This window comes from Allobosea sp. TWI1241 (assembly GCF_039673065.1).
Classification (GTDB): domain Bacteria; phylum Pseudomonadota; class Alphaproteobacteria; order Rhizobiales; family Beijerinckiaceae; genus Allobosea.
The window spans coordinates 44,226-68,834 of the sequence record NZ_JBDJKW010000009.1 but is presented as its reverse complement, the minus strand read 5'-3'; the positions used below and the strand labels follow the sequence as shown (position 1 = coordinate 68,834).

Sequence of the window (24,609 nt, the reverse complement as noted above, 5' to 3'; positions counted from 1 at the left end):
CGCCGTTTGCTGGCAGGCGGTCAGCCGCGGCCGACGAAGGGCGCCTTGGTAGCCATGACCGTGACGAAGAGCACGTTGGCCTCCGGCGGCAGGCTCGCCATGTGCAGCACCGTGGAGGCGACGTGATCGACGTCCATCACCGCCTCGATCTTGGTGGTGCCGTCGGCCTGCGGCACGCCCTCGGTCATCTTGCGGGCCATTTCGGTCAGCGCGTTGCCGATGTCGACCTGGCCGACGGCGATGTCGTATTTGCGCCCGTCGAGCGAGGAGGCCTTGGTCAGGCCGGTGATCGCGTGCTTGGTCGCGGTATAGGCGATCGAGTTCGGGCGCGGCGCATGGGCCGAGATCGAGCCGTTGTTGATGATGCGGCCGCCGCGCGGGCTCTGGTCCTTCATCAGCTTGAAGGCCTCCTGCGTGCACAGGAACGGGCCGGTCAGGTTGGTATCGACCACCGCCTGCCACTGCTCCAGGCCGAGATCCTCGAGCATGATGCCGCCGGGCGCGTTGACGCCGGCATTGTTGAACAGCACGTCCAGGCGGCCGAAGGCCTGCTTCGTCTTGGCGAAGAGGTTCTGCACCGAGGCCTTGTCTGTCACGTCCGTCGAGACGGCGAGCGCCTGCGCCGCCGGCAGGCCGGACATGCGGATGGTCTCCTCCAGCGCATCGGCGCGGCGACCAGCGAGAACGGTGTTGTAGCCCGCCTTCAGGAAGGCGATGGCGACCGCACGGCCGACGCCCGAACCCGCCCCGGTGATGATCGCGACCTTGTTGTGACCAGACATGCGTTTCCTCGTCCCCTAGCTGAATTCAACCGTTTCAGGCGGCCGACCTTAATCACTGCATGCCGTATACGAAAGCAAGCGCATCGCTGGGGTGCCTTGCTCTGGCGACGGATCGGCTCAGGCGCGGGCCGCCGCCGCCCGCACCGCCTCCGCCTGTTCGACGATCAGGCGCCGGTCGGGCTCGAAGCTCAGCGCCGCCAGCGCGCGGGCCGCGGCGAGTTCGGAATGATGCAGCGCTGCCGGGGCGAGGCGCCCGTCGCCGGCGGTCGCGAGCATGGCGAGCCCCTTCTGCAGGCGTATGCCGATCTCGACCGCCTGCGCCCCGTCGCGCGCGACAGTGATGAAGAGGTCGTCGAACAGGTCACGCGTCTCCAGCGCCGGCACGGTGACGTTCTGGCAGCGAGGCTCCTCCTCGACGCCGGGCTCGGCCCAGATCGACAGAACGCGGACCGTGCGGCCGATCACGTCGATCGCGGTGCCGGGATCGTTGGTGGCCGAGGACAGGGCGCGCGAGGCGATCTCGGCCAGCACCGCTAGGCCAAAGCGCGGATCCTGGTCGAAAGAGCGCATGTCGCCGATGCTGAAGGCCCGCCGGGCGCGCTCGGCTCCCTCCTCGTCGAGCGGCGCGGTGGCGCGCGCCAGCACGGTCTCCGGCGCGACGAAGGTGCCGGGCAGGACGCAGACATCGATCCGCCCGCCGGCCTCCTGCGCCAGCGCGTCGAGCGCGGCGACGTCGAGATGCTGGAGATAGCCGGTCTCGCCGCCGTGGATCGCCTGGCCGCCGGCCGGCGCCGCATCGGGCGGCGGCAGCGCGCCCATATGCGGATGGCGCCGCCGCTCGCGCAGCGCGCCTGCGGCCGCCTCCTCGACCCGCTTGGTGGTCTCGCCGAGACGGCCGAGGCGGGACAGGTATTCGATCCAGCGCAGCAGCGTCACCACGACGACGCCGATCACCACCACGGTGACGATAAACAGCACCGCCCGCCCCTCCGGCCCGTAGCTGCCGGTGCTGAGCGCGACGATCCCGACGATGCTGAAAAGGAAGGCGCCAATGAAGGTGGAGAGCGCGTTCTGCGCCTTGGTGTCCTGCAGCAGCAGGGTCGTGGCGCGCGGCGTGACGCTGCCAGCGACTCCGGCATAGGCGGAGACCATGGCGCCCAGCGAGAAGGTCGTCACCGCCAGCATGCTCGACGCCATGATGCCGAGGATGTTGTCGACGGAATCGGCGCCGATGCGCTCGGCCAGCGCCGAGGAGATGAAGGGCCGCAGCAGGATCGCGACCAGCGCCGTCAGCGCCCCGAGCATCGAGAAGAGAGCGGAGCGGACCCAGAGCCTGCGGGTGAACTGCGCCAAAACCCACTGCCAGCGCGACATCGCCACCCCTTCGCTCGCCGTTTGCGCGGTTCAATCTGCCCGCTCGGCGCGGCGATGCCAACCAGGGCACGCCCCCTGCCACCTTGCAGTCAGACCGGCCGGGCCGCCCGTCATCCGCCGGAGCGGCCGGCACTCAGAATCCTGCATACAAAATTCGGCATACCATCTTGCCGCCCTTTGCGGGGCGCTTTACCCATGGTCGCAATAGCAAGAGCCTAAAGGGAGGCAACGATGAAGAAGTTCCGCAAAAGCGCGCTCGTGATCGCCATGCTGGCGTTCGCCGCCGGCCCGGCGCTGGCCTTTCCCGACCGACCCGTCCAGCTGATCGTGCCGTGGGCCGCCGGCGGCGGCATGGATTCGGTGATGCGCATCTTCGCCGTCGGCTTCGAGGCCGAGCTGAAGCAGCCGGTCACGGTGATCAACCGCACCGGCGGCGGCGGCATCGCCGGCCACACCGCGATCGCCAACGCCACGCCCGACGGCTACACGGTCGGCGGCGCCAGCCCCGAAATCTCCTTCTACAAGACGCTCGGCCTCGGCACGGTCGGCACCGACGACATCGACATCTTCTCGCGCGTCGCGCTGATCCCGGCCGGCGTCACCGTCAAGGCGGATTCGCCCTACAAGACGATCGCCGAGTTCATCGAGGCGGTGAAGAAGGCGCCGAAGGGCACCTTCACCTCCTCCGGCACCGGCACGGGCGGCTCATGGCACATCGCCGCGGGCGGGCTGATGAAGGCGGCCGGCCTCCCGGCCGACCAGATCCGCTGGGTTCCGTCCAATGGCGGCGCCCCCGCGCTGCAGGACCTCGCCGCGGGCAGCATCTCGGCCTTCACCGGCTCGCCGATCGAGGCAAAGGCGATGATCGAGGGCGGGCGCGTGCGCACCATCCTGCTGATGACCGACGCGCCGCATCCGAACTTCCCGGGCGTGCCCAACACCAAGGAAGCCGGCCTCGACTGGACCTATTCGAACTGGTTCGCGCTGGCCGCGCCGAAGGGCCTGCCGGCCGACCGCCGCAAGATCCTCTACGAGGCGGCCGAGCGCGCCATGAAGCGCGACGACGTGCGCAAGGGCATGCTCGACCGCGCCATGACCCCGGTCTGGGACAGCGCCGAGGAGCTGAAGGAGTATGTGAAGACCTTCGGCGAGCGCGGCGCCGCCGTGCTCAAGGATCTCGGCCTCGCCAAGAACTGATCCGGAAGGGCGCCCCGCGACGGCGGCGCCCTTTCCAACGCTTTCAGGCCCCGCCGTCGCGCGGGGCCTTTTTCATGGCAGCCTCACATGCGGAAGACGCCGAAACGCGTCTCCGGGATCTCGGCGTTGAGGCAGGCGGAGAAGGCGAGCGCCAGCACGCGCCGCGTCTCGGAGGGCAGGATAATTCCGTCGTCCCAGAGCCGCGCCGTGGCGTGGTAGGGCGAGCCCTCCTCCTCGTATTTCGCGCGGATCGGCGCCTTGAAGGCCTCCTCGTCCTCGGCGGACCAGCTCTTGCCCTCGGCCTCGATATTGTCGCGGCGGACGGTGGCGAGCACGCTCGCCGCCTGCTCCCCGCCCATCACCGAGATCTTGGAATTCGGCCAGGCGAACAGGAAGCGCGGCGAATAGGCCCGGCCGCACATGCCGTAATTGCCGGCGCCGAACGAGCCGCCGACCAGAACGGTCACCTTCGGCACGCGGGCCGAGGCGACCGCCGTGACCAGCTTGGCGCCGTCCTTGGCGATGCCGCGCGTCTCGGCGTCGCGGCCGACCATGAAGCCGGTGATGTTCTGCAGGAAGAGCAGCGGGATGCGGCGCTGGCAGCACAGCTCGATGAAGTGTGCGCCCTTCTGCGCGCTCTCCGAGAACAGGATGCCGTTATTGCCGATGATGCCGACCGGGATGCCGTGGATGCGGGCGAAGCCGGTGACCAGCGTGGTGCCGTAGAGCCGCTTGAACTCGTCAAACTGCGAGCCGTCTACCAGGCGGGCGATGACCTCGCGGATATCGTATTGCTTGCGCAGATCGGTCGGCACCACGGCTTCGAGCTCGGTCGGATCGTAGAGCGGCTCGACGGGAGCGGCGATGTCGATGTCCGGCCGCTTCACCGAATTCAGGTTGGCAGCGATGCGCCGGGCAATGGCGAGCGCGTGCACGTCGTCGCCGGCATAGTGATCGGCGACGCCCGACAGCCGCGCATGGACGTCGGCGCCGCCGAGATCCTCGGCCGAGACCACCTCGCCGGTCGCCGCCTTCACCAGCGGCGGGCCGCCGAGGAAGATCGTGCCCTGCCGGCGCACGATCACCGTCTCGTCGGACATGGCCGGCACATAGGCGCCGCCGGCGGTGCAGGAGCCCATCACCACCGCGATCTGCGGAATGCCCGCGGCCGAGAGCGTCGCCTGGTTGTAGAAGATGCGGCCGAAATGCTCGCGGTCGGGGAAGACGTCGGTCTGGTGCGGCAGGTTGGCGCCGCCCGAATCGACCAGGTAGATGCAGGGAAGATTGTTCTCGCGGGCCATCTCCTGGGCCCGGAGGTGCTTCTTCACCGTCATCGGGTAGTAGGTGCCGCCCTTGATGGTGGCGTCGTTGCAGACCACCATCACCTCGCGCCCGCTGACGCGGCCGATGCCGGCGATCATGCCCGCCCCGTGCACGTCGCCCTCATACATACCGTAGGCGGCGAGCGAGCCGATCTCGAGGAAGGGCGAGCCGGGATCGAGCAGGCGCAGCACGCGCTCGCGCGGCAGCAGCTTGCCGCGGGCGGTGTGCCGCTCGCGGGACCGGGCATTGCCGCCCTGCGCGGCCTGCGCGCGCCGCTCCTGCAACTCCTCGCGCAACACCGCCCACGAATCCGCGTTGGCGCGGATGTCGGCAGCGTTCAGATCGACCCTGCTTTCGATGACGGACAAGGGGCGCCCTCCCTGGCGAGCTCTCCGCCGGTTATCGCGCGCCCGGGCGCAAACGCCAACCGGCACCGCCGCCAAGACGCATCGTGCGCGATGCCGCCCCGTGTGCCGCCCCGTGCACCTCAGTCGCGCATGCGGCGCACGGAGCCCGTCACCGCCGGGCCGGCCACGACGCCGACGGCCCCGCCGGCGACCGCCCCGATAGGGCCGCCGATCAGCGCCCCCGCCCCGGCACCGGCCGCAGCGCCCGCGACGCGCTCCTCGGTGCTGGTGCAGGCGCCGAGCAGCCCGGCCAGCACGCCTGCAAGAACGATCCGCCTCATCATCGCCTCCGAACAGATGGAATCCAGGACGACAGGCTGGCGGCGGATGGTCAACGGACGGTAAACGGCGCCTCGACGCGCATGGTGGGGCCGAAGACGGCCTCGAAACGCTCCTGCAAGGCGAGATCGACCTCGACCATGCTGACGGGGTGGCCGAGATCGACCAGCGAGGTGACGCCGTGCTCGCTGACGCCACAGGGCACGATCCCGTCGAAATGCGCCAGCTCCGGCTCGACGTTGAGCGCGATGCCGTGGAAGGAGACCCAGCGGCGCACCCGGATGCCGATCGCGGCTATCTTGTCCTCGCGCTCCGGGCCCTTCTCCGGCCGCCTGACCCAGACGCCGACGCGGTCTTCTCGGCGCTCGCCGCGCACGCCGAAGGCCTCCAGCGTGCCGATCAGCCAGGATTCGAGGGCGGCCACGAAGCGGCGCAGGTCCGGCTGGCGGCGCCTGAGGTCCAGCATGACATAGACCACGCGCTGGCCGGGCCCGTGATAGGTGAACTGCCCGCCCCTGCCCGTCCGGTGCACCGGGAATCGCTCTGGGGTCAGCAGGTCCTCGGCGCGGGCCGAGGTGCCGGCGGTATAGAGCGGCGGATGCTCCAGTAGCCAGACGCGCTCGGCGGCCTGCCCGTCGGCGATCAGCGCCGCGCGCGCCTCCATCTCCGCGACTGCCGCCTCATAGCCGACCGGCGCATCGGAAATCGCCCATTCCACCGGGCTGTCCGGCTGCGTCGACGCAAAGGATGCCAGCTCCACCGCCCTCATCTTCACCTTGGCTTAACCATAACGCATCAACCTTGAGCGGACCGTCACCGGCGCGCCATGGGCTCCAGCACATGCGCCGTTTTACCGGGCGCGGCAAGTTCGTGGAATGCGCGTAATTCCAAGCTTCGGAGACCCGGTGTGAAGGCAGATCTCGATCACGTCTCGATGGACATCACGGTCGTGCTCGGCTCGGCTCAGATGCCGATCTACAAGCTTTTGCGCATGGGCCGCGGCGCGATCATCGAGCTGAACGCCACCGAGGGCGACGAGGTGATGATTCTCGCCAACAACCACCCCTTCGCCAAGGGCCAGGTCGTCGTCAGCGGTACCCGCATCTCCGTCGAGGTCACCGAAATGCTGAAGCGGCCGACGGTTTTCAGCATGAAGCCCGTCTCGGACGCCGCCTGAATCCACAGGCTTCGACGCCTTTCCACTTTTCCTTCACGCGGGCACTTGTAGCCGGGAACCCGATTTGTTAGACCCGCGCCGCTCACGAGATGAACGCGCCCGGCGCAGACATCCCGGGCCGCTGCGGTCATGGCGGAATTGGTAGACGCACTACCTTGAGGTGGTAGCGGGGAGACCCGTGGAGGTTCGAGTCCTCTTGACCGCACCAGTTATGGGCGAGAGCCCCGTCAGACGGCGACTCTTCGGGGTCGCCGTTTTGCGTTGTGGCGTCGCAATCGCCGCGAATTGGCCGCCCGGCATTGCCAGAGCGGGCCGCCGCTGACACAAGGGGCGCGCAGCCCGCCCCGCCGGCGCTCCCCATTCAATCCTCGCCCCATTCCCGCGCACCCCGGAGTCGGACCGATGGTGGACACCGATCACGCTGCCGAGCCCGCCCTGTCGCGCCCGCTCCGCGATTCCGAGGGCGACATCGATTCCGGCTTCGTCGCGCTGGTTTCGCAGGCCGTCCTCGCCGCCGACAGCGCGCGCCTGCGCGAATTGGTCGAGGACCTGCACGAATCGGATCTCGGCGACCTGCTGGAGGCGCTCGACAGCGAGGAGCGCCCGCAGCTGATCGAGCTGCTCGGCGACGCCTTCGACTTCACCGCCCTGACCGAGGTCGACGACGGCGTCCGCGAGGAGATTCTCGACGAACTCTCGCCGGAGACGGTCGCCGAAGGCGTGCGCGACCTCGACACCGACGACGCGGTCTACATCCTCGAGGACCTCGACGAGGCCGACAAGCAGGAGATTCTCGGCAAGCTGACGCCGGCCGAGCGCTCGGTGCTGCAGCAGGGCCTGGACTATCCCGAGGATTCGGCCGGCCGGCGCATGCAGGCCGAGGTCATCGCCGTGCCGCCCTTCTGGACGGTGGGCCAGACCATCGACCATCTGCGCGAGACGCAGGACCTGCCCGACCGCTTCTTCGAGATCTTCGTGGCCGACCCGGCGCACCGCTTCGTCGGCACCGTGCGGCTCGACCGGCTGCTGCGCACCCGCCGCCCGGTCAGCATCGCCGACCTCGTCGAGGAGGACCGGCGGGTCGTCGATGCCACCGACGACATCGAGGACGTGGCGCGCATGTTCGAGCGCTACAATCTCGTTGCCGCGCCGGTGGTCGACGCCTCCGGCCGCCTCGTCGGCGTGCTGACCATCGACGACATCCTCGACGTCATCGAGGAGGCCGCCGACGACGACGCCAAGCACCTCGCCGGCGTCGACGCGGACGAAGAACTCTCAGACCCGGTGCGCGACGTGGCGCTCAGCCGCTTCCGCTGGCGCTTCATCAGCCTCGTCGCCGCCTTCCTCAGCGCCTCGGTCATGGCGATGTTCGAGGCGCAGCTCTCCAAGCTGGTGGCGCTGGCCGTGCTCGCCCCGATCGTCGCCAGCCAGGGCGGCAACGCCGCGACGCAGACCATGACGGTGGCGGTGCGTGCGCTCGGCACCCGCCAGCTCGGCAGCTGGAACATGGCCCGCTTCTTCCGACGCGAGATGATCGTCGGCCTGGTCAACGGCGTCGCCTTCGCGATCATCACCGGCACGGTGGCCGGCTTCTGGTTCACCAGCATGATGCTGGGCGTGGTGATCGGCATGGCGATGATCGTGACGCTGCTGGTGGCGGCGCTCGCCGGCGTGATCGTGCCGCTGGCGCTCGACCGGTTCGGCGTCGACCCGGCCATCGCCTCGGGCACCTTCGTCACCACCGTCACCGACGTGGTCGGCTTCTTCTCCTTCCTCGGGATCGCGACGATCCTGCTGAAACTCGGCTGAGGCGCGAAAGCGGCAATAGCGTAAACGGGGCGTCAACAATTCTCCGCAATCGTGCGCGCAAATGGACCTCGCCGCATGATCTCGTCCCGACTGCCTCGCTTCCTGCTCACCGCCGTGGCTCTCGGGCTCATCGGCGGCTGTGGCGCGCTCGAGAACCACTATCCCGAGAAGGGGGACGCCAAGCCACATGCGGGCGTCGCCGAGGCACGGCGCTACCCGATCCAGGGCATCGACATCTCGCGCTGGCAGCGCGACATCGACTGGGAGGCGGTGAAGCGCGCCGGCACCCGCTTCGTCTTCATCAAGGCGACCGAGGGCGGCGACTTCATCGACCCGAACTTCCGCAAGAACTGGGAAGGCGCCCGGGCCGCCGGCGTTCCGCGCGGCGCCTACCACTTCGTCTACTGGTGCCGCCCGGCCCATGAGCAGGCGGTCTGGTTCAAGCAGCACATCCCCAACGATCCCGACGCGCTGCCGCCGGTGCTCGACGTCGAGTGGAACGGCCATTCCAAGACCTGCCCGAAGAAGGTCGAGCGCTCGCTGGCGCTTGAGAAGATCCGGCTGATGCTGACCGAGCTCGAGCAGCTGACCGGCAAGAAGCCGGTGATCTACACCGACATCACCTTCCACAAGGACATCCTGGAAGGCGAGTTCAACGACTATCCCTTCTGGATCCGCTCGACGGCGGCCAAGCCCGAGGCGCGCTACAACAATCGGCGCTGGGCCTTCTGGCAGTTCACCACCACCGGCCGCGTCCCCGGCATCAAGGGCGATGTCGATCGCAACGCCTTCTACGGCAACGAGGGCGAGTTCACCGGCTGGCGGACCGGGCAGTTCGACATCGGCACACGCCGCTGGCTGCGTCCTCCCTCCGTGCCCGGCAACGCCAGCCCCGGCCCGGAGCGCAAGCCGGCCGCCTCCACCCTGCCCGGCGCCAGCGCCCCGCTGGCCACCGAGGGCTTCGAGCCGGCTGCGCTCGGCCAGAGCGTCGAGGAGGCCGCGGCCGACGCGCCCGCGGAGTGAGCCCGCCCCCCGCCGGTTAACCAAGGCTGAAACCGGCCCCTCAAATGCTAACCATCGCTTAACCCGCCCGCCGCCTACTTTGCGCCTGCGAACGGGAGAGAAGCATGGCGCGCGGCGCTCAGGACAGTTCATCCGCACGCCGGACCGCGCGGCTCAGGCTCAGGCTGGGCGCGCTCGCCGCGATGCTCGTGACCTGCATCGAGCCCGCCATGGCGCTCTATCCCAAGAAGGGCGACGCCGCCCCGCATCACGGCGTGCGCGCCGCACGGCGCAGCGTGATCCAGGGCATCGACGTCTCGCGCTGGCAGGGCGAGATCGACTGGGCGCTGGTCAAGAGCGCCGGCACGCGCTTCGCCTTCATCAAGGCGACCGAGGGCGGCGACCATCTCGACCCGATGTTCCGCCGCAACTGGGAAGGCGCCCGCCGCGCCGGCGTGGCGCGCGGCGCCTACCACTTCGTCTGGTGGTGCCGCCCGGCCAAGGACCAGGTCCGCTGGATGAAGCGGCACATCCCGCGCGACCCGGACGCGCTGCCGCCGGTGCTCGACGTCGAGTGGAACGGGCACTCGCGCGAATGCGGCAAGAAGATCCCGCGCGCCAAGGCGCTCGCCAAGATCCGCGAGATGCTGCAGGGGCTCGAGCAGCACACCGGCAAGAAGCCGATCATCTACACCGACATCACCTTCCACGAGGACGTGCTGGAAGGGGAGTTCAACAACTACCCCTACTGGCTGCGCTCGACGGCGGCGCCGCTGAAGCACCGCTACAACCGCGCGCGCTGGGAATTCTGGCAGTTCACCACTACCGGCCGCGTGCCCGGCATCACCGGCGACGTCGATCGCAACGCCTTCTTCGGCTCGGAACGCGAGTTCGTGGCCTGGCGGGAAGGACGCTTCGACATCGGCACGCGCCGCTGGCTGCGCGGCGAGCCGCGCATCGCCGCGCCGAAGCCGCCGCCGACTCCGGCGGGCTTCCGGGCTCCGCCCGCCGCGGGCGGCACCGCGCTGCGACGGGCACCGCCGGCCCCGATCCCGCCGGCGCGCATCGGTCGCCCGCGCGAGGTCGCGACCACGGGCTCGCTCAGCCGCAACTGAGCCGGCGCTACCGTCACGAAACCGTCGCGTCGCGGTGCTGATGCAGGCGGGCATCTCAGCTGAGGACGCCGCCCGTGCCGCACCTGCGGGACATCCAGTCGCAGACCGGCATCGTCTGGGCCTACCGCTTCTCGGCCGAGGGCGCGCCGTCGCTCGTCCCGCGCGACGAGATGCCGGAGCTGGCGCCCGAAGAGGGCTTCGTCTGGCTGCATCTCGACCTGGTCCACACCCGCGCCCAGGCCTGGATCGAGGCGCGGGGCGAACTGCCGCCGGCGGCACGCGAGCTCCTGCTCTCGCGCGAAACGCATCAGCAGCTCGACCACAATGCCAGTGTCGTCTGGGGCATCGCCCACGACCTGACACGCGACATCGTCGACCGGACGGACTCCGTCGGCGCCCTCGCCTGGGCGCTGGGCGAGCGTTTCCTGCTCACCGGCCGGCGTGAGGCACTGCAATCGGTGCGCAAGGCGGTCGAGGCGCTGGAAAGCGGCGAGCGCATCGGCGCGCCGGCGGAGCTGTTCGAGCACCTGATCGAATATCTGATCGACGACGTCACCGACGCGATCGTGCGGCTCTCCGACGAGACCGACAGCATCGAGGACTGCATCCTGCTGGAGCGGCTCGACGACGGGCCGCAGCGCGTCGGCACGGTCCGGCGCCGCGCGGTGCAGCTGCATCGCCAGTTGGCGGGGCTGCACCTGCTGTTCAGGCGCTTCGCGGAGACGCCGTCGGGCCGCGCCGCGCCCGAGCCGGCGCGCGCCGCGGCGCTGCGCCTGCTGCTGCGGATCGACACGCTGCGCCAGGACATCCAGTCGGTGCAGGATCGCGCCCGGCTGCTGCAGGACGAGATCGCGGTGCGCTCGGCCAACCAGACCAACCGCCAGCTCTACACCCTGTCGATCCTGACCGCGCTGTTCCTGCCGGCGACCTTCATCACCGGCCTGTTCGGCATCAATGTGAAGGGGCTGCCCTGGACCGAGTCGGATCTCGGCGCCGAGATGGTGACGGTCGCCTGCCTCGGCGCCTCACTGCTGACGCTGCTGCTGCTGAGGCGGCGCGGCGTGATCGGGCGCTAGCCTTCGAGCGCGGTGATCATGTCGACGCGGGTGGCGTGGCGGCCGCCCTCGAATTCGGCGTCGAGGAAGGCGTCGACGATGTCCAGCGCCAGCCCCTCGCCGACGATGCGGGCGCCGAGCGCCAGCATGTTGGCGTCGTTGTGCTGGCGCAGCATCCGCGCCGAGAAGGTGTCGGCGCAGACGCCGCAGCGGATGCCCTTTACCTTGTTGGCCGCCAGCATGATGCCCTGCCCGGTGCCGCACAGCACGATGCCGAGGCGGCAATCGCCGGCGGCGACCAGCCGGGCGGCCGCCTCGCCATGGCGCGGATAGGGCGTGCTCTCGGTGGTGGTCGGGCCGATGTCGACGACCACCCAGCCCCGCGCGGAGAGATGGGCGGCGATCGCCTGCCGCAGCGGGATCGCGGCGTGGTCGCTGGAGAGGACGATGCGGTTGTCTGCGCTCACGACGATGATTCCCGAATGCGGTTGTTGCTGGCGGATGGGCGGCTCAGGCGCCGGTCTTGGCGATTCAGGCGCCGGTCTTGGCGGTTTGGCGCTCGGCGCGCTTGAGCGCCCCCTTGGCGCCGATGCCGATGCCGAGGCGGATCAGCAGGAACTCGACCACGGCGACCACCACCAGCACGCCCAGCAGGATCATCTGGTCGCTGCTGCGCCCGATGCCGAGGCTGCCATTCTGGCTCAGCACCGCGCCGGCGGCCAGCGCCATGAAGAGCGCCTGCACCAGATAGGTCACGACCGCGCAGAGCGCGGCGACGGTCCAGGCCCGGCCGGACTCCGGCAGGGCCCGCTCGCGCAGGAACCAGAGCTGCCCGGCCCAGGAGGCGGCGCCCCACATCAGGAAGAAGCCCATCGCGGTCATGTTGCCGGGGCTGAACTTGAAATACGATTCGATCGCCAGGAAGGCGAGGTTCAGCAGGATCACCCCGACCACGAGGAAGCCGGCGAAGCGCAGCACGAGCGCGGCGTTCGACATGGGCGAGGCGGGCGGCTGCTGGGCCATGCGTGCGTCTCCGGTAATCGCTGTCCGACCGCCCGCTACGGCACGCGGCGCCTGCCGTAAAGCACCCTCGCCGCATGCGGGGGCGGCTCCAGACGGGTGCGATCGGTGCGCAGGCCCGCAAACGCCATCTGCCCGGCGTGGCCTGACACCGCCCCGCGCCGTCTGTAGACTGCGGCGACGCGGCTCTCCGGGGCTGCCACCAAACGCAGCCGATCGGGAGGATTTCATGCTCGCCAACGCGCCCCGCCCCTTCAATTTCGACCTCGGGGAGACCGCGGACGCGATCCGCGACACCGTCTCCGCCTTCGCGCAGGAGGCGATCGCGCCGCGCGCCGAGGAGATCGACCGCAGCAACCAGTTTCCGCGCGATCTCTGGCCGCGCATGGGCGAGCTCGGCCTGCACGGCATCACGGTTGAGGAAGCCTATGGCGGCAGCGGGCTCGGCTATCTCGAGCACTGCATCGCCGTCGAGGAGGTCAGCCGCGCCTCGGCCTCTGTCGGCCTGAGCTACGGCGCCCACTCCAATCTCTGCGTCAACCAGCTCCGCCGCAACGGCAACGAGGCGCAGAAGCGCAAATACCTGCCCAAGCTGATTTCGGGCGAGCATGTCGGCGCGCTGGCCATGTCGGAGCCCGGCGCCGGCTCGGACGTCGTGTCGATGAAGACGCGCGCGGTGAAGCGCGGCGACTGCTATGTGCTGACCGGCAACAAGATGTGGATCACCAACGGGCCGATCGCCGAGACGCTGGTGGTCTACGCCAAGACCGATCCCGAGGCCGGCGCGCGCGGCATCACCGCCTTCCTGATCGAGAAGGGCATGAAAGGCTTCTCGACCCACCAGAAGCTCGACAAGCTCGGCATGCGCGGCTCGGACACCTGCGAGCTGGTCTTCGAGGACTGCGAGGTGCCGGAGGAGAACGTGCTCGGCGAGGTCGGCCGTGGCGTCAACGTGCTGATGAGCGGGCTCGACTACGAGCGCGTCGTGCTGGCGGCCGGCCCGCTCGGCATCATGCAGGCGGCGCTCGACGTCGTGATGCCCTATGTCCACGAGCGGCGGCAGTTCGGCCAGCCGATCGGCGAGTTCCAGCTGGTCCAGGGCAAGGTCGCCGACATGTATGTCGCGCTCAACTCCTGCCGCGCCTATGTCTATTCCGTCGCCAAGGCCTGCGACCGCGGCGAGACCACCCGCGAGGATGCCGCCGGCGCCATCCTGCTGGCGGCGGAAAAGGCGACGCAGGTGGCGCTCGACGCGATCCAGCTGCTCGGCGGCAACGGCTACATCAACGACTACCCGACCGGGCGCCTGCTGCGCGACGCCAAGCTCTACGAGATCGGCGCCGGCACCAGCGAGATCCGCCGCATGCTGATCGGGCGCGAGCTGTTCAACAAGACGAAGTGACGGCGGCGCACCGCCTGCTCCGTCATGATCGCGCCAGTGGCGACCAGCCATGTCTTCGGCTATCGCCTGCGGCATTCGAGACGTGGCGACCAAGTGCGAGCCCGCGCATGACGCGCCTGCACCGCCCGAGACTGACGCGAGAACCCGATGCCGCTCTATTTCGCCTATGGCCTGAACATGGACCCGGCCGGCATGGCCGAGCGCTGCCCGCGCTCGAGGGCGCTCGGGCTCGCCCGCCTGCCCCGCCACCGCTTCATCGTCACCACGGACGGCTATGCCTCCGTGGTGCGCGACGCGCGCGAGAGCGTGCACGGCGTGCTCTGGGACTGCGCGCTGGCCGATATCCGCACGCTCGACCGCTTCGAGGACATCAGCAGCGGGCTCTACGTCAAGATCAACCAGCCGGTGATCGTCGAGGGCGGGGCCAAGCGGGCGCTGGTCTATGTCGGGCGCAGCGGCACGGTGGGAAAGCCCCTGCCCGGCTATCTCGAGCAGGTGATCGCCGCCGCCCGCCACTGGGCGCTGCCCGAGGCCTATGTGACCGGCATGGGCCGCTTCCTCGGACGCCCCCTGCCCGCCGGGCCCGAGGCCGTGGCCGCCCCGGAGCGCGTCGCGAGCGCGTTGTCGCCGGGCCCCGTCGCCGGCGTGCGGCCGCGTGCGGCGGCGCCGTCGAGCACCATCCGCAAGGACTGAACCGCCTGCCGCTGCGAAGGCAGCGCGGATGCATCCGCGAGATCAATCGAGTCGACCGCAGGCCATAGCGCGCACCCGGCCGTCACCCGCGGTGGCCGGGCGACAGTCGGCGCAAGATGACCTTTGGTTATCCCGGCTCGTTTCTCATTGTCATCATTCCGAGACTGCCTCGACGCCCGCGCCCGATACGCATGGCATCCATGCGCTTGCTGGCAGGACGCCATGTTCTCCGCGAAATCGCCTCTATTCCGCCCAAAGCGTCACCACTCGGCCCCGCCGGGTTTCGGAGATTGCGACAAACCGATTGGAGAAGCTGGATGAGCGGAATCGTGAGCTGGATCGCCGGCAAGATCAAATGGCTCCTGCTGATCGCCGCATTAGGCGGTCCCGTGGTGGCCTTCATGAGCTGGCAGGACGGACAGCGCGTCCGCAAGATCGCCAAGGACGGCGTCGAGGCCGTCGCCTCCGTCGAGAGCGCCACCCGCACCAAGCGCCGCCGCGGCGGCACGAGCTACGCGATCGATCTCGCCTGGAAGGATGCCGGCGGCGCCAGCCGGACCGCGGAGAAGATCTCGATCTCGCAGGATTACGCGCGCCGCATCATCGTCGGCGACACGATCCGCGTCGCCACTGTGCCGATCAAGTATCTGCCCGACGAGCCGGGCAAGGACGCCGTCATCATCCAGGAGGACGCCGCCAAGCAGGTCAGCACGGATGACGAGATGGTCTATGTCGGCGCTGGCGCCGGCGCGATCGGCCTGATCGGCTCGGGCCTGTTCTTCCTGCTCGGACGCCGGCGTTCCGAGAACGAGGAGCAGACGGCCTGACCGCCAGCTGCCCCATCGATCGCCACCAAGGGAGCCTCCGGGCTCCCTTTTTCATGCCGGGCGCACCCGGTGACGGTCGCTCCGCCCCGCAGGCCCGTGCTAGAGGGGCGCATGGTCGCCCGCGTCACCCTCGCCGCCGCCTCCACCAGCCGGCAGGAGATCAAGAAGAGCCGCTTCCTCGCCAGCGCCGGCCCCGTCGCCGACGAGGAGGAGGCCCGCCGCTTCATCGCCGCGCAGTCCGACCCCGACGCCAACCATAACTGCTGGGCTTGGCGGATCGGCCAGGGCTATCGCTTCAACGATGACGGCGAGCCAAGCGGCACGGCCGGCAAGCCGATCCTCGCAGCCATCGACGGCCAGGGTCTCGACGGCATCGCCGTGGTGGTGACGCGCTGGTTCGGCGGGGTACTGCTCGGCAGCGGCGGGCTGATGCGCGCCTATGGCGGCACCGCCGCGCAGGCCCTGCGCGCCGCCGAAACGGTGACGCTGGTCGAAACCGTGCCGCTCGCCATCGCCTGCCCGTTCGCCGATCTCGCGCGCCTGCAGGCCCGGCTCGCGGCGCTGCCCGGCGTGACGCTGACCGGGCAGGCCTTCACCGCGACCGGCGCCGTGCTCGATGTCGCGGCCCCCAGGGCCAAAGCCATGGCGGTGGCGCAGCTCGCCGTCGACCTGACCAGCGGCAGGGCTGAAGTGACCTGGGACGGACCGGATCAAACCGGTCTCCAGCGCCGCTAACCACCGGCCGGCCTGCCATGGCTAAGCCCGGGTAAAGCCGGTCGCCAGAATGCCCTCTCGGCCAGTCGCCTCCGCCTTAACGCGGCGTCGCTAGGGTTCCTCCAGGATCACGAGGAGCCCCATGACGAGATTTGCCGCTGCCGGCCTGACCGTGCTGATGTCGCTGAGCGCCGCCCAGGCCGCGTTCGAGACCGACCCGACCTTCATCGTGACGACGCTCGACAAGGGCACGCTCGCGCCGGATCTCGGCACCATGCCGGTGCCGGCGGCAGCGGAGCCGATCGTCGAGGCCTACAAGGCCTCGCTGGCGAAGGACTGCCGCGCGTACAAGGGCACGGCGGTGTTCAAGGCCGATTTCGCGACCGCCGTCGATGTCAACGGCGACGGACGCGCCGATATCTTCATGACCTCGAACCGCATGAACTGCGGGGACGCCCCCTCCGTCTTCGCCGGCACGGCAGGTACCGCCGCGCGCTGGGAGCTGTCGAAGGCCGATGGAAGCTATGCGATCGTCGACCAGCTGCATCATCGCGTCGAGATCCAGCAGACGCTGAAGAACGGCTACCAGCTGATCGTGCATCTGCACGGGATGAATTGCGGCAAGGCCGGCGCCGAGCAGTGCCGCCATGTCGTGAATGTCGGGCCGGACGGGACGATCCGCACGATCGCGTGGCCGGACAACAGGCATCGCGACATCGCGCCCGCCCCGGCCGCGAAGGCTCCGCCCGCGCCGGCGACGGTCCAGACCGTTGCCTCTGGCCGAGAAGCGGACCCCGAGGCCTTCGCCACGGCCGGCCATAACGGCAGCGATGTCGAGATCACCGACACGCAGATCGTCTACACCCGCCCCAAGGCGTCGCTGCGCGGCGTGGTGAAACCCGGCACCGTGCTGGTCGAAGGCCGCTGGAACGGCGACCGCTTCTCGGGAACCGCCTATGCCTTCAAGCAGGGCTGCGCACCGGCGCCCTACCCGGTGAGCGGCGGCCATGTGCAGCGGCCCGGCCGGCTCGACATGGTGCTGACCGGCGCCGGCCCGCTGCGCGAGGGCTGCGCGGTCGTCGGCTATTCGCAGAAGAGCCCGCATTCGCGGCTGGTCTTCGACCAGATCATGAGCAACTGAGCGCAGCGCACTGGTCGGCGCGCGAGCGCCGCCCAGTCCTGGCCCGGCTCACGAGGCCTTGTCGAGGCTGCCCGTCAGGCGGAAATGCAGGCCCTCGGGCCGGAAGGCGATCTCGCCCGTGCCGCGGAAATAGGCGCCGACCACCTTCTCGATCAGGCGCGAGCCGAAGCCGCGGCTTGCCGGCGCCGAGACCTCCGGGCCGCCGCTCTCGATCCAGTCGAAGACGAAAGCGTCGGCCTCGCGCTTCCAGCTCATCACGACGCGGCCGCTCTCGTTCGACAGCGCGCCATACTTCACCGCGTTCGTCGCCAGTTCGTGGATCGCCAGCGAAAGGCCGAAGGCCTGCTGCGGGGTCAGCCGGTGGCTCGGCCCGGCGATGGAGAGGCGCTCCGGCTCGGAGCGATGCGGGCGCACCGCCTCGTCGACGATGTCGCGGATGTCGGCTTCCGAGAACTTGGTCTGCAGCAGGATGTCCTGCGCACGTGCCAACGCATCAAGCCGGGCGGCGATGGCGAGCTGCGCCTCTTCGGTCGAGCTCGCGGTGCGCAGCGTCTGCGAGACGATCGACTGCACCATCGCCAGCGTATTCTTCATGCGGTGGGCGAGCTCGAGATTGAGCAGCCGCAGCGCCTCCTCGGACGTCTTGCGCGCGGTGATGTCGGAGGCCGCGCCCATCCAGCTTTCGATCTCGCCATGCTCGTCGAAGAGCGGCACGGCCCGCGACAGCGCCCAGCCCACCGTGCCGTCGACACGGTTGACCTTGTGCTCGATGTCGTAGGTGTCCTTGGCCGCAATGGCGCGGGCGATCTCGGCGCGCACCAGATCGCGGTGATCCTGCGGGATGTACTCCTCGAGCCAGTTCGGATTGGGAACCGGATTGTCCGGAATGAACCCGCCGCCCTGCAGCTGGGCCAGCTCCGACCAGTCGGCATTGATCCGGTAGCGGACCTCCGAGGACGAGCGCAGCAGCGCATCCAGCTGCGCGGTCAGTTTCTCGAAGTCCCGACTGTCGCGCGGCGGCGGCGAAGAATGGTTCAAACGCGGGTCCGATCGCAAAAGGGACCCGCGATGTAGCCGAGCCTCGATCCGCTGTCGAGGGCACAAAACGGCGGAAGCCCCTGTACTGCAAAGAAAAATGCCCGGCGAAAGCCGGGCATTTCAGGTGACGCTAAGTCACTGTGGCAGGTTTCGCAGCCAGCTCTGCTCAGCTGCAGCCGGTTGTCGAACCGCAGGTGTTGCACTTCAGGCAGGTGCCGTTGCGCACCAGGGTGAAGTTGCCGCACTCGCCGCAGGAGTCGCCGACATAGCCCTTCATGATCGCCTCGGCGCGGCGCTCGGAGGCACTGGGCTGGGCGGCCGGGGCCGAGAAGCCGAGCTTGCTCATCTCGGCCTCGCCGTAGCTCTCCGGCTCCTCCTTGAGCGCCGTCGCGCCGGCCGTGGCCAGGCCCGTGCCGCCCAGAGCCGTGGCGGTCACGCCGCCGCGCCCCACCGCGTCGTTGGCCGCCGCGCCGCCATGGATGGCGAGCAGGTTGATCGGCTTGCCGCGGCGGAAGCCCGACGAGGCCAGCGGGGTCGTCGCGACCGGGCCGGTGGCGTCGGGCGCCATGCGGCCCTGCTCGACGCCGCCGCCCATCACGTCATGGCCGATCTCGCTGGGATCGACATGGGCGAGGTCGTGCCGGCCGAGATAGGAGATCGCCAGCTCGCGGAAGACGTAGTCGAGGATCGAGGTGGCGTTCTTGATCGACTGGTTGCCCTGCACGAAGCCCGAGGGCTCGAAGCGGGTGAAGGTGAACGCCTCGACATACTCCTCCAGCGGCACGCCGTACTGGAGGCCCAGCGAGACGGCGATGGCGAAGTTGTTCATCATCGCCCGGAAGGCCGCGCCCTCCTTGTGCATGTCGATGAAGATCTCGCCGAGGCGCCCGTCGGCATATTCGCCGGTGTGGACATAGACCTTGTGGCCGCCGACCACCGCCTTCTGGATATAGCCGGTGCGGCGCGAGGGCATCTTTTCACGCTCACGGACACGTTCCACGCGTTCGACGACGCGCTCGACGATCTTTTCCGCGATCTGGGTGGCGCGCGCCGCCAGCGGCTGCTGGTGCAGGGCCTCGACCGCATCCTCGGCGTCGTCGTCCTCGTCGGCGATCAGCGCGGAGTTCAGCGGCTGCGACAGCTTGGAGCCGTCGCGATAGAGGGCGTTCGCCTTCAGGGCCAGCTTCCAGGAGAGCAGGTAGGCGCTCTTGCAGTCCTCGACGGTGGCGTCGTTGGGCATGTTGATGGTCTTGGAGATCGCGCCCGAGATGAAGGGCTGCGCCGCCGCCATCATGCGGATATGACTCTCGACCGAGAGATAGCGCTTGCCGATGCGGCCGCACGGATTGGCGCAGTCGAAGACCGGATAGTGCTCCTTCTTGAGGTGCGGCGCGCCTTCCAGCGTCATCGCCCCGCAGACATGCACGTTGGCCGCCTCGATCTCGGCGCGCGAGAAGCCGAGGAAGGGCAGAAGCTCGAAGGACATGTCGGCGAGCTTCTCGGCCGGCACCTTCAGCACCTGGGTGAGGAAGTCCTCGCCCAGCGTCCACTTGTTGAAGACGAACTTGATGTCGAAGGCGCTCTTCAGACCCTTCTCGATCGCCTCGATCTTCTCGTCGGTGAAGCCCTTGGCGCGCAGCGAGCCGGGGTTGACGCCCGGCGCCTGGCTCATCGAGCCATGGCCGACCGCGTAGGCCTCGATCTCGGCGATGTCGGCCTCGCGATAGCCGAGCGCACGCAGCGCGTCGGGCACGGCGCGGTTGATGATCTTGAAGTAGCCGCCGCCGGCGAGCTTCTTGAACTTCACCAGCGCGAAGTCGGGCTCGATGCCGGTGGTGTCGCAGTCCATGACCAGGCCGATCGTGCCGGTCGGCGCGATCACGGTCGCCTGGGCGTTGCGGTAGCCGTACATCTTGCCGAGCGAGAGGGCCTCGTCCCAGACGATGCGGGCGCGCTCGGAGAGTGTCGTGCTGGAGCCGCCGAGGCGGGCGAGCGTGCCGTGGTCGAGCGGCACCGGCGTGACCTGCAGGCCCTCATAGCCGTCCGCCTGGCCGTGGGCGGCGGTGCGATGGTTGCGGATGACGCGCAGCATGTGGCTGGCGTTCTTCTTGTAGCCCGGGAACGGGCCGAGCTCGCCGGCCATCTCGGCCGAGGTCGCATAGGCGACGCCGGTCATCACGGCGGTCAGGCCGCCGGCCAGGGCGCGGCCCTCCTCGGAATCGTAGCCGAGGCCCATGGTCATGAGCAGGCCGCCGATATTGGCGTAGCCGAGGCCGAGGGTGCGGTACTCGTAGGAAAGCTCGGCAATCTCGCGGCTCGGGAACTGGGCCATCGCCACCGAGATCTCGAGGACGATCGTCCAGAGCCGGCAGAGATGCTCGTAGCCGGCGACGTCGAAGGCCTTGGTCTGGCGGTCGTAGAACTGCAGCAGGTTGGCCGAGGCCAGGTTGCAGGCGGTGTCGTCGAGGAACATGTACTCCGAGCACGGATTCGAGGCGCGGATGCGTCCCGAGGCCGGGCAGGTGTGCCAGTCGTTCATCGTGGTGTTGAAGTGCAGGCCGGGATCGGCGCTCGCCCAGGCGGCGTAGCCGATCTTCTCCCACAGGTCGCGCGCCTTCAGGGTCTTGGTGACCTTGCCGGTGGTGCGGGCCTTCAGCTCCCAGTCACGGTCGTCCTCGACGGCGCGCAGGAAATCGTCGGTCAGCGAGACCGAGTTGTTCGAGTTCTGGCCGGAAACGGTGAGATAGGCTTCCGAATCCCAGTCGGTGTCGTAGGTGTCGAACTGGATGTCCGTGTAGCCCTGGCGGGCGAACTGGATGACGCGCTTGATGTAGTTGTCCGGCACCAGCGCCTTGCGGGCGAGCTTGATCTCGCGCTTCAGCGCCGGGTTCTTCTCGGGATCGAAGCAGGAATCGCCCTCGCCCTCGCAGTTGACGCAGGCCTTCATCACGGCCTTCATCGCCTTCTGGACGATCTTGGAGCCGGCGACCAGCGCGGCGACCTTCTGCTCCTCCTTCACCTTCCAGTCGATATAGGCCTCGATGTCCGGATGGTCGGCGTCGACCACCACCATCTTGGCGGCGCGGCGCGTCGTGCCGCCCGACTTGATGGCGCCGGCGGCCCGGTCGCCGATCTTCAGGAAGGACATCAGCCCCGACGAGCGGCCGCCGCCGGCGAGACGCTCGCCCTCGCCGCGCAGCATCGAGAAGTTCGAGCCGGTGCCGGAGCCGTATTTGAACAGGCGCGCCTCGCGCACCCACAGGTCCATGATGCCGCCCTCGTTGACGAGGTCGTCGGCGACGCCCTGGATGAAGCAGGCATGCGGCTGCGGGTGCTCGTAGCTCGACTTGGACTTGGTCAGCCGGCCGGTCTTGAAGTCGACGTAGAAATGGCCCTGGCCGGGGCCGTCGATGCCATAGGCCCAGTGCAGGCCCGTGTTGAACCATTGCGGCGAGTTCGGCGCGACCATCTGGCTGGCGAGCATGAAGCGCAGCTCGTCATGGAAGGCCTGCGCGTCCTCCTCCGAGGTGAAATAGCCGCCCTTCCAGCCCCAATAGGTCCAGCAGCCGGCGAGCCGGTCGAACACCTGCTTGGATGAGATCTCCGAGCCGTAGCGCTCCTCCTCGGCGAGCTCGGCCAGCGCCGCCTCGTCGGCCACTGAACGCCAGAGGAAGGAGGGAACGTCGTTCTCCTCGACCTTCTTCAGGCGCGCCGGCACGCCGGCCTTGCGGAAGTACTTCTGCGCGAGCACGTCGCTCGCCACCTGAGACCAGGCCTCCGGCACCTCGATGCCTTCCAGGCGGAAGACGATCGAGCCGTCGGGATTGCGGATCTCGCTGACCGCCGAGCGGAACGGGATCGCCGCATAGGGCGACTGGCCGGCGGTGGTATGGCGGCGCTCGATGCGCATATGCTTCATCCCCAATGCGTGCCGCGGGCGGTTCATCGCTCCGCGTGGCCGGTGGATCGCCGGCCCGGTGTCAGCTCAACTCGGTTCGGTGTTCCCCCGGCCCGGAAACGGCTCCTGCCGCTGCTCGGGACGAGGCCGATCGAGACGCGCGAAACCGCCCGGCATATCGCCTGGATACGCCGCGGAAACCGCCCGACTCGTACGGAAAACTCAACGCGCGCGAGCCTGAAAAGCGTTTCCGCCAGTCGTCACGCGACGGTCAAAATCTAGCCCCGATCCTGACCGGGCGTCAAGGAATAGTGCGCCGACACCATGACGGGCACGACATCTGGTATCGAGATGTGTGTTGTGGGGATAAGTTTCAAGCCTCCGGCTAAGCTGCGGAAAGGCAACGGGAATCCACGACGCCGCGAAGGCGGCTGGCCAGGGCGGACAGGACATGCGGATTTTTCGGTGCCCGAAAGGCGGCCTCGGATACCGGCTGCAACGCCTTTCGGAGACATAGGCTGCAGGCGCCGGCGCAAGTGCTTGAATCCGCGGGCCGCGGCGCTCCGGCAGGGCTTCCGGCGGCCGTTCCGAGACTGGCCGGGCGGCCTCGAATCGACCCTCCGGCCGTGCCGATCGGCCGGCTGTGGACGGGGCGCGGGGAGGTGTACGATCGCCGGGCACTGTTGCATCGCCGCCACGAAGTCGCCCGCTTCATACCGCTCCATCGCAGCCACAGCCGGAGGCCGCCGCCGTGAAGACGCTGATCGCCGCCCTCGCCTTCACACTCACCGCCGCACTCGCCCCGGCCCGCGCCGAGCCCGGCCGCCACTGGCCGCCGCCCGATCCCGCCGGCTGGCCGAAACAGGCGCTCGCCTCGCTGGATCAGTATGTCGCGGCGCGCCAGCCCGTGGCGCTGATGCTGATCCATGACGGCAAGCCGGTGGCCGCCTATGGCGACCTTGCACGCAGGGTCGACGTCGCCTCGATCCGCAAGAGCCTGCTGAGCGCGCTCTATGGACAGGCGGTGGACGAGGGCAGGATCGACCTCGACACCACGCTCGGCGCGCTCGGCATCGACGACAAAGAGGGACTGACGACCCAGGAGCGCAAGGCAACGGTGCGCGACCTGCTGAGCGCGCGCTCCGGCGTCTATCTGCGCGCCGCGCACGAGACCCCGCCGATCCGCCGCAACCGGCCGGCGCGCGGCAGCCATCCGCCGGGCAGCTTCTTCTTCTACAACAACTGGGATTTCAACGCGCTCGGCACGATCTATCGCGAGCGCACCGGCGAGGACATCTTCGCGGCCTTCGCCCGGCAGATCGCCGGCCCGATCGGCATGGAGGACTTCCGCGCCTCGGACGGCCGCTATGCGCTCTCCCCCGCCTCGCGCCACCCTGCCTATCCCATGCGCGTGAGCGCGCGCGACCTCGCCCGCTTCGGCCTGCTCTATGTCGATGGCGGCCGCTGGGGTGGGCGGCAGGTCGTCCCGCGCGACTGGGTGCGCGAATCGACGGCGGCCCATGCCGCGACCGACCGGCCCTGGCGCGCCTATGGCTATCTCTGGTGGGCACTGGCGCCCGAGCGTTTCGGCCCGGGGGCGGCGCTGGCCTCCGGCTTCGGCGGGCATCTGCTGGCGATCGTGCCGGCGAAGAAGCTCGTGCTGGTGCAGACGGTCGATCCGCACCGCAATCCGGAGAAGATCCGCACGCGCGACGCGCTCAAGCTGATCGAGGCGCTGGCCCGCGCCGCGCCCTGAACCCGCCTTAGCCCTTGCCTTGGCTCCGCCTTGGCCTCCTTGCGACCGCGCCGCACTGGACAGGACGGGGCGCGGTCTTCATAAGTCCGGCTGAGCCCGGCCTTCCGCGGACGCGAAGCGATGAACAAGACCCTGCTGCAGATTTTCACCTGGTGGAACAGCCAGACCCTCGGCACGCGCTTCCATACTTGGCGCCATGGCGAGAAGGTGGGCGAGGACGAGTTCGGCAACGTCTATTACCGCACCAAGGGCGGCGTGAAGGACAAGGCGCTCGGCATCCAGCGCCGCTGGGTCGTCTATAACGGCCCGATCGAGGCCTCGACCATCCCCGCCGGCTGGAACGGCTGGCTGCACCACACCGTGGACGTGGCGCCCTCCGAGGAGAGCTACCAGCCGCGCGAATGGCAGCGGCCGCACCAGCCCAACCACACCGGCACCGCCCTCGCCTACCGGCCCAAGGGCTCGACGCTAGGCCTCAACGAGCGGCCGCCGGCGACCGGCGACTACCAGCCCTGGACGCCCGGCCGCTGAGGCGTCCGCGACAGACCCAGCCGGCTCTCGCGAGAGCCGGCTTTTTTGTGTCTACGCCCGGAACCTCGC

The 24,609-nt window shown here is 69.2% G+C and carries 21 protein-coding genes, 1 tRNA gene and 1 pseudogene; 14 read left to right on the top strand and 9 right to left on the bottom strand.

Annotation, left to right across the window (positions count from 1 at the left end; genetic code table 11):
* Positions 1-20 precede the first annotated feature (20 nt).
* Together ABE438_RS13110 and ABE438_RS13105 are read right to left on the bottom strand one after the other, a co-directional pair.
* Positions 21-782: an SDR family oxidoreductase gene (locus ABE438_RS13110; protein ID WP_346503081.1), complete on the bottom strand. Its 762-nt coding sequence runs from the start codon at positions 780-782 to the stop codon at positions 21-23.
* A gap of 117 nt (positions 783-899) precedes the next feature.
* Positions 900-2,156, bottom strand: a complete 1,257-nt coding sequence (locus ABE438_RS13105; protein ID WP_346503080.1) for a DUF2254 domain-containing protein — start codon at positions 2,154-2,156, stop codon at positions 900-902.
* A gap of 231 nt (positions 2,157-2,387) precedes the next feature.
* Here ABE438_RS13105 and ABE438_RS13100 point away from each other — a divergent pair, with 231 nt between their 5' ends.
* The gene (locus ABE438_RS13100) at positions 2,388-3,353 is read left to right on the top strand and encodes a Bug family tripartite tricarboxylate transporter substrate binding protein (protein ID WP_346503079.1); all 966 of its coding nucleotides are present in this window, start codon (positions 2,388-2,390) and stop codon (positions 3,351-3,353) included.
* An 83-nt stretch (positions 3,354-3,436) separates the two neighbouring features.
* Here ABE438_RS13100 and ABE438_RS13095 read toward each other — a convergent pair whose 3' ends face one another.
* From ABE438_RS13095 to lipB, 3 genes are all read right to left on the bottom strand, one after another.
* Positions 3,437-5,044, bottom strand: a complete 1,608-nt coding sequence (locus ABE438_RS13095) for a carboxyl transferase domain-containing protein (protein ID WP_346503078.1) — start codon at positions 5,042-5,044, stop codon at positions 3,437-3,439.
* A gap of 119 nt (positions 5,045-5,163) precedes the next feature.
* Entirely contained in the window at positions 5,164-5,364 is a 201-nt protein-coding gene (locus ABE438_RS13090) for a hypothetical protein (RefSeq protein ID WP_346503077.1), read from the bottom strand.
* Positions 5,365-5,414: 50 nt separating this feature from the next.
* On the bottom strand, positions 5,415-6,122 hold the full coding sequence (gene lipB, locus ABE438_RS13085; RefSeq protein WP_346503076.1) for a lipoyl(octanoyl) transferase LipB: 708 nt from the start codon (positions 6,120-6,122) through the stop codon (positions 5,415-5,417).
* A 147-nt stretch (positions 6,123-6,269) separates the two neighbouring features.
* On the opposite strand from lipB, the gene ABE438_RS13080 reads away from it, so the two are divergent.
* The 6 genes from ABE438_RS13080 (at position 6,270) to ABE438_RS13055 (ending at position 11,541) form a co-directional block, all read left to right on the top strand.
* Positions 6,270-6,539 carry a FliM/FliN family flagellar motor switch protein gene (locus ABE438_RS13080; RefSeq protein ID WP_346503075.1) on the top strand — a complete coding sequence of 90 codons (270 nt, stop codon included), beginning with the start codon at positions 6,270-6,272 and terminating at the stop codon, positions 6,537-6,539.
* Between the two features lie 123 nt (positions 6,540-6,662).
* A tRNA-Leu gene (locus tag ABE438_RS13075) sits at positions 6,663-6,747 on the top strand.
* Between the two features lie 194 nt (positions 6,748-6,941).
* Positions 6,942-8,348: a magnesium transporter gene (gene mgtE / locus ABE438_RS13070; protein WP_346503074.1), complete on the top strand. Its 1,407-nt coding sequence runs from the start codon at positions 6,942-6,944 to the stop codon at positions 8,346-8,348.
* A 75-nt stretch (positions 8,349-8,423) separates the two neighbouring features.
* The gene (locus ABE438_RS13065) at positions 8,424-9,371 is read left to right on the top strand and encodes a glycoside hydrolase family 25 protein (protein ID WP_346503073.1); all 948 of its coding nucleotides are present in this window, start codon (positions 8,424-8,426) and stop codon (positions 9,369-9,371) included.
* A 104-nt stretch (positions 9,372-9,475) separates the two neighbouring features.
* Positions 9,476-10,465, top strand: coding sequence for a glycoside hydrolase family 25 protein (locus tag ABE438_RS13060; RefSeq protein ID WP_346503072.1), 990 nt, complete (start codon positions 9,476-9,478; stop codon positions 10,463-10,465).
* Positions 10,466-10,539: 74 nt separating this feature from the next.
* Entirely contained in the window at positions 10,540-11,541 is a 1,002-nt protein-coding gene (locus ABE438_RS13055; RefSeq protein ID WP_346503071.1) for a CorA family divalent cation transporter, read from the top strand.
* Here ABE438_RS13055 and rpiB read toward each other — a convergent pair.
* Complete coding sequence (gene rpiB / locus ABE438_RS13050) at positions 11,538-11,987, bottom strand: ribose 5-phosphate isomerase B (protein WP_346503070.1); 450 nt, start codon at positions 11,985-11,987, stop codon at positions 11,538-11,540. The genes ABE438_RS13055 and rpiB overlap by 4 nt on opposite strands.
* A gap of 64 nt (positions 11,988-12,051) precedes the next feature.
* Positions 12,052-12,543, bottom strand: coding sequence for an ABZJ_00895 family protein (locus ABE438_RS13045; RefSeq protein WP_346503069.1), 492 nt, complete (start codon positions 12,541-12,543; stop codon positions 12,052-12,054).
* A 226-nt stretch (positions 12,544-12,769) separates the two neighbouring features.
* Between ABE438_RS13045 and ABE438_RS13040 the strand changes: the two genes are divergently transcribed.
* The 5 genes and pseudogenes from ABE438_RS13040 (at position 12,770) to ABE438_RS13020 (ending at position 17,317) form a co-directional block, all read left to right on the top strand.
* Positions 12,770-13,942, top strand: coding sequence for an isovaleryl-CoA dehydrogenase (locus ABE438_RS13040; protein WP_346503068.1), 1,173 nt, complete (start codon positions 12,770-12,772; stop codon positions 13,940-13,942).
* Positions 13,943-14,089: 147 nt separating this feature from the next.
* Positions 14,090-14,509, top strand: a pseudogene (locus ABE438_RS13035) (gamma-glutamylcyclotransferase family protein); the annotation flags it as partial.
* Positions 14,510-14,952: 443 nt separating this feature from the next.
* A complete protein-coding gene (locus tag ABE438_RS13030) occupies positions 14,953-15,462 on the top strand; it encodes a DUF3592 domain-containing protein (protein ID WP_346503066.1) in 510 nt (169 codons plus the stop codon).
* Between the two features lie 111 nt (positions 15,463-15,573).
* Positions 15,574-16,197 carry an IMPACT family protein gene (locus tag ABE438_RS13025; protein ID WP_346503065.1) on the top strand — a complete coding sequence of 208 codons (624 nt, stop codon included), beginning with the start codon at positions 15,574-15,576 and terminating at the stop codon, positions 16,195-16,197.
* 121 nt (positions 16,198-16,318) lie between these two features.
* On the top strand, positions 16,319-17,317 hold the full coding sequence (locus ABE438_RS13020; RefSeq protein ID WP_346503064.1) for a hypothetical protein: 999 nt from the start codon (positions 16,319-16,321) through the stop codon (positions 17,315-17,317).
* A gap of 48 nt (positions 17,318-17,365) precedes the next feature.
* Here ABE438_RS13020 and ABE438_RS13015 read toward each other — a convergent pair whose 3' ends face one another.
* Positions 17,366-18,355 (bottom strand): sensor histidine kinase, encoded by a 990-nt coding sequence (locus tag ABE438_RS13015; protein WP_346503063.1) that lies wholly within the window; start codon positions 18,353-18,355, stop codon positions 17,366-17,368.
* A 166-nt stretch (positions 18,356-18,521) separates the two neighbouring features.
* A complete protein-coding gene (locus ABE438_RS13010; protein WP_346503062.1) occupies positions 18,522-22,265 on the bottom strand; it encodes a vitamin B12-dependent ribonucleotide reductase in 3,744 nt (1,247 codons plus the stop codon).
* Positions 22,266-23,004: 739 nt separating this feature from the next.
* Between ABE438_RS13010 and ABE438_RS13005 the strand changes: the two genes are divergently transcribed.
* Together ABE438_RS13005 and ABE438_RS13000 are read left to right on the top strand one after the other, a co-directional pair.
* Positions 23,005-24,009, top strand: a complete 1,005-nt coding sequence (locus tag ABE438_RS13005) for a serine hydrolase domain-containing protein (RefSeq protein ID WP_346503061.1) — start codon at positions 23,005-23,007, stop codon at positions 24,007-24,009.
* 120 nt (positions 24,010-24,129) lie between these two features.
* Positions 24,130-24,540: an NADH:ubiquinone oxidoreductase subunit NDUFA12 gene (locus tag ABE438_RS13000; RefSeq protein WP_346503060.1), complete on the top strand. Its 411-nt coding sequence runs from the start codon at positions 24,130-24,132 to the stop codon at positions 24,538-24,540.
* Positions 24,541-24,609 lie beyond the last annotated feature (69 nt).